The organism is Mesorhizobium sp. M7A.F.Ca.CA.001.08.2.1 (genome assembly GCF_003998455.1).
Lineage (GTDB): Bacteria > Pseudomonadota > Alphaproteobacteria > Rhizobiales > Rhizobiaceae > Mesorhizobium > Mesorhizobium ciceri.
On record NZ_RZPW01000658.1, the window covers coordinates 1 to 3,590 of the forward strand.

The window sequence follows — 3,590 nt, forward strand, 5'->3', positions numbered from 1 at the left end:
GCGCATCGCGGCGTTCGAGCAAGCGCTGCTCGATATGCCGAAGCCGACCATCCCCGGCACTGTCGAGGTCAAGCTGCCGGCGGTGGTGGTCGGCGACACCACGGTGCGCGACGTGCATCTTTCCGCCGAGCCGGTCGATGGCGGCTGGTCGGTGAAATCGCTTGCCGCGACCTTGCCCGGCCGCACCACGCTGGAAGCGGATGGCATGCTGGTGCTCAATTTGGAAGGGCATTTCGGCTTCAACGGCTCGCTGCTGCTGGCCGTGGCCCAACCTTCCGGCTTTGCCGCCTGGCTGTCGAAGGATGTCGACGAGGCGATCCGCCGCCTGCCGGCCGCCGGCTTCAAGGCCAAGGTCGACCTCTCGCAGAAGCGCCAGGCCTTCAGCGATCTCGAACTGATCCTGGGCAAGGCGAAGTTTTCCGGCCGCATCGATTCCAGCCAGCCCGACGATGCCAAGCCCTCGGTGCTGATGCGGCTTGAAGGCGGTGATCTCGATGTCGACGGGCTGGCGGCCTTCGCCTCGATCTTCGTCAGCGACAAGGGCGCCAATCGCTTTGCCGACCGCGACCTCGATTTCCAGATCAAGGCCGGGCCGGTCAACGCCGGCGGGTTGACCGCCGACACGGTCGACACGGCGCTCAGGCTGCGCGACGGGCTGCTCGAAATCGACCGGCTTTCGGTGGGCGGGCTGGCCGGCGCCTCGATCAGCGCCACCGGCCGGATCAAGGATTTCCCCGCGAGCCCGACCGGCAAGCTCGATGCGTCGGTGGTTGCCGTCGATCTGAAGCCGCTGATCGATGTCGCCGCCCAGCACTATCCCGACAGTGCCGTGCTCAGGGGACTGTCGAGCCGTGCTGCTGCCTATCCCGAGCTGTTCCAGGATGCGCGCATCGACCTGGTGGCGAGTGCAGCCGACAATGGCGACGGCACCACAGGCCTGGCGGTGAGCGGGCAAGGCAAGGCGGGCGGCTCGGCCTTTTCGGCGTCGCTGTCGGGGAAGGGGGCGGTGGACAAGCTTCTCGAAGCGCCGGTGGCGCTGACCTTCAACGCCAAGAATCCCGATGCCACCGCGCTGCTGGCGCTCTATGGCCTGCCGGCGCTGCCGCTCGGCATGCTGGGCGAGGCAAACACCGATATTCAGGCCAAGGGCACGTTTGGCGGCGGCCTGGCGACGAATTTCAGCCTTGCCGGCAATGACTTCAAGGCCGGTTTCGAGGGAACGATCGCCGACACGCCGCAAGGCCTCGCCGCCAAGGGCAAGCTCAGCCTCGATGCCGCCGACATCGAGCCATGGCTGATGACGTCGGGCATCGGCCTGCCAGGCATGGGGTCGGGCATGTCGACGTCGCTCGCCGCGCAGGGCGACTACGGCAACGGCCTGCTGGTGCTGGACGAACTCAGCGGCGCCATCAACGAAGCGGCGGTGTCCGGCGACGTCAATATCGATGTAAAGGACGGCGTGCCACATCTGGCCGGGGCGCTGGCGCTCGACGAACTCGACCTCGATCCCCTGGCGGTGGCGCTGTTCGGCGACTCCGCCTTTCTAGCCGACAAGGAGGGCGCAGCCAAAGACCGGGCAGGCAAGGGTGGCGTGTGGCCGGCGACACCGTTCAGCCAGAAATCCAGCCTGCCATTCACCGCCGACCTCGACCTGACGACGGCAGCACTGGCCGCCGGCCGGTTCGCCACCGCCTATGACGCCGCCTTTTCGCTCAAGCTCGACCAGGAAGGCATCCGCGTTTCGGATCTCAAGGCGAAGTTGCTGGGCGGGGCGCTGACCGGCCTATTCGAGTTGAAGAACAACAACGGCACCGGACTGTTCTCTGGCCAGATGAAACTGGCGGGCGCCGATCTGGCGACCGTGCTGCCGGATGCCGGCATCAGCGGCATCGGCGATTTCTCGACGGCGCTGTCAAGCAGCGGCAAATCGGTCGAAGGGATGGTGGCTGCCTTGTCAGGCTCCGGAACTGCGGCGTTGAAGGGCGTGAAAGTTGCTGGCCTCAATCCAGATGCGTTCAGTGCGTTCCTCGCCAAGGCGGATGCGATCGGGCGCGACATCGATGCGGCCAAGACCGCCGGCTTCGCGCCCGAGATTGCCGCTGATGGCAGCTTTGCCGCTGGCGATACCGACATAGCCTTCACGGTTGCCGGCGGCACGCTGCGGGCGCCGCCGGTCAGCCTGGAAAATCCAGCGGCGACCTTGTCCGCCGACATCACGGCGGATCTCAACGCGGCCACGGTGTCGGCCAAGGGTGCGATCACTTATCAGCCTGGCGACGAGGCGCTGGTCGGCTCCGAGCCGGTTGTGAATTTCACCGCCGAAGGGCCGTTCGGCGCGGTCAAACGAGCATTCGACAGTGAGCCGCTGGCGCAGTTCCTGACCCAGCGCGCGCTGGAGAAGGAGCAGCAGCGCGTCGAGGCGATGCAGGCCGCGCTGCTCGAGAAGCAGCGGCTGCGGCGCGAAGTGCGCTATTACGCTGCGCTGCAGGATGCTCGCGACAAGGCGGCCGAGGAATTGCGCCGGCAGGAGGAAGCAGCGCGGCTCAAAGCCGGAGCTGACGCCAAGGCCGAAGCCGAAGCGGATGCACAGGCTCAGGCTGAGGCGGACGCAAAGGCTCAGGCCGACGCGGAGGCGAAAGCCAAGGCGGACGCAGATGCCAAAGCCAAGGCCGATGCCGAAGCGAAGGCGGCTGCCGAAAAGCAGGCCGCCGACGAGGCCGCCAAGGCGCAGGCCGAGCAGGAGCGGCAGAAGGCGGAAGAGGCGATGCGTATTGCCTCGCAGGAAAAGGCAAGGCTCGAAGCCGAACGCAAGGCCGCGCAGCCTCCGAAGGTGGAGCGGGCGCCGCTGCCGCAGGCCAACGACAATCCGCCGCCGGCCAAGCCGAAGCCCAATCCGTTCACGATCGACAATCTGCTGAAGTCGCTGCAGTAGTAGTCGACTACCCACGGTCTCGATCGAGCAGCCGCCGCAGCATCGGTTCGATGCGTGACAGTTCGTCGAGATGCGCCGCCGACAGCTCGGCCAGGCAATCGTCGGCGCGCTCGGTCAGTTGCAGCAGCACGCGGCGATGGTCGTCCTTGTCCTGATCCCTTGTGACCAGCCCTGCCTCGCCGAGACGGTTGACCAGTTCGACGGCGCTGTGGTGGCGAATGCGCAGGCGTTCCGCGAGATCGCCAACCGTCACCGGGCCGCCGCCGGGGAATCCCTTGATCGCCAGCAGCGCCTGATGCTGGCGCGGGGTCAGGCCGGCGTCTTCCGCCTGGACCTGGCTGAATTCGAGGAACCGGCGGATCAGGTAGCGAAACTCCGACAGCCGCTGGTAATCGGCCTGGCTGATGGCGGGACGTTGTTCTCGTGGCTGCGACATATCAGACATGTGTTCGTTTTCCGGCGAAAGCTCAAACGGATTTCGGGCGAAACCGGCTTGAATATTTATATCGTGTTACGATACATAGCCACCGACAAACCCGGCTGGCCGCTTCGACCGTGCCGCACCCCAGACATACGGCCGCCGCCAGGAAGCAACTGCCATGAAGACCCATCATTCGAACCCGGAGCACCTGCGCGATTTCACCACGGATCCCAGGGT

2 protein-coding genes are annotated in these 3,590 nt (G+C 66.1%); one reads left to right on the forward strand and one right to left on the reverse strand.

The genetic code is table 11. From position 1 onward, the window contains the following. Positions 1-2,932, forward strand: a 2,932-nt coding sequence (locus EN914_RS28460; protein ID WP_127389417.1) for an AsmA-like C-terminal region-containing protein, incomplete at its 5' end; no start/stop codon positions are given. Positions 2,933-2,939: 7 nt separating this feature from the next. Here the strand turns inward: EN914_RS28460 and EN914_RS28465 are convergent. Then, positions 2,940-3,377: a MarR family winged helix-turn-helix transcriptional regulator gene (locus EN914_RS28465; protein WP_013531012.1), complete on the reverse strand. Its 438-nt coding sequence runs from the start codon at positions 3,375-3,377 to the stop codon at positions 2,940-2,942. Positions 3,378-3,590: the final 213 nt, after the last annotated feature.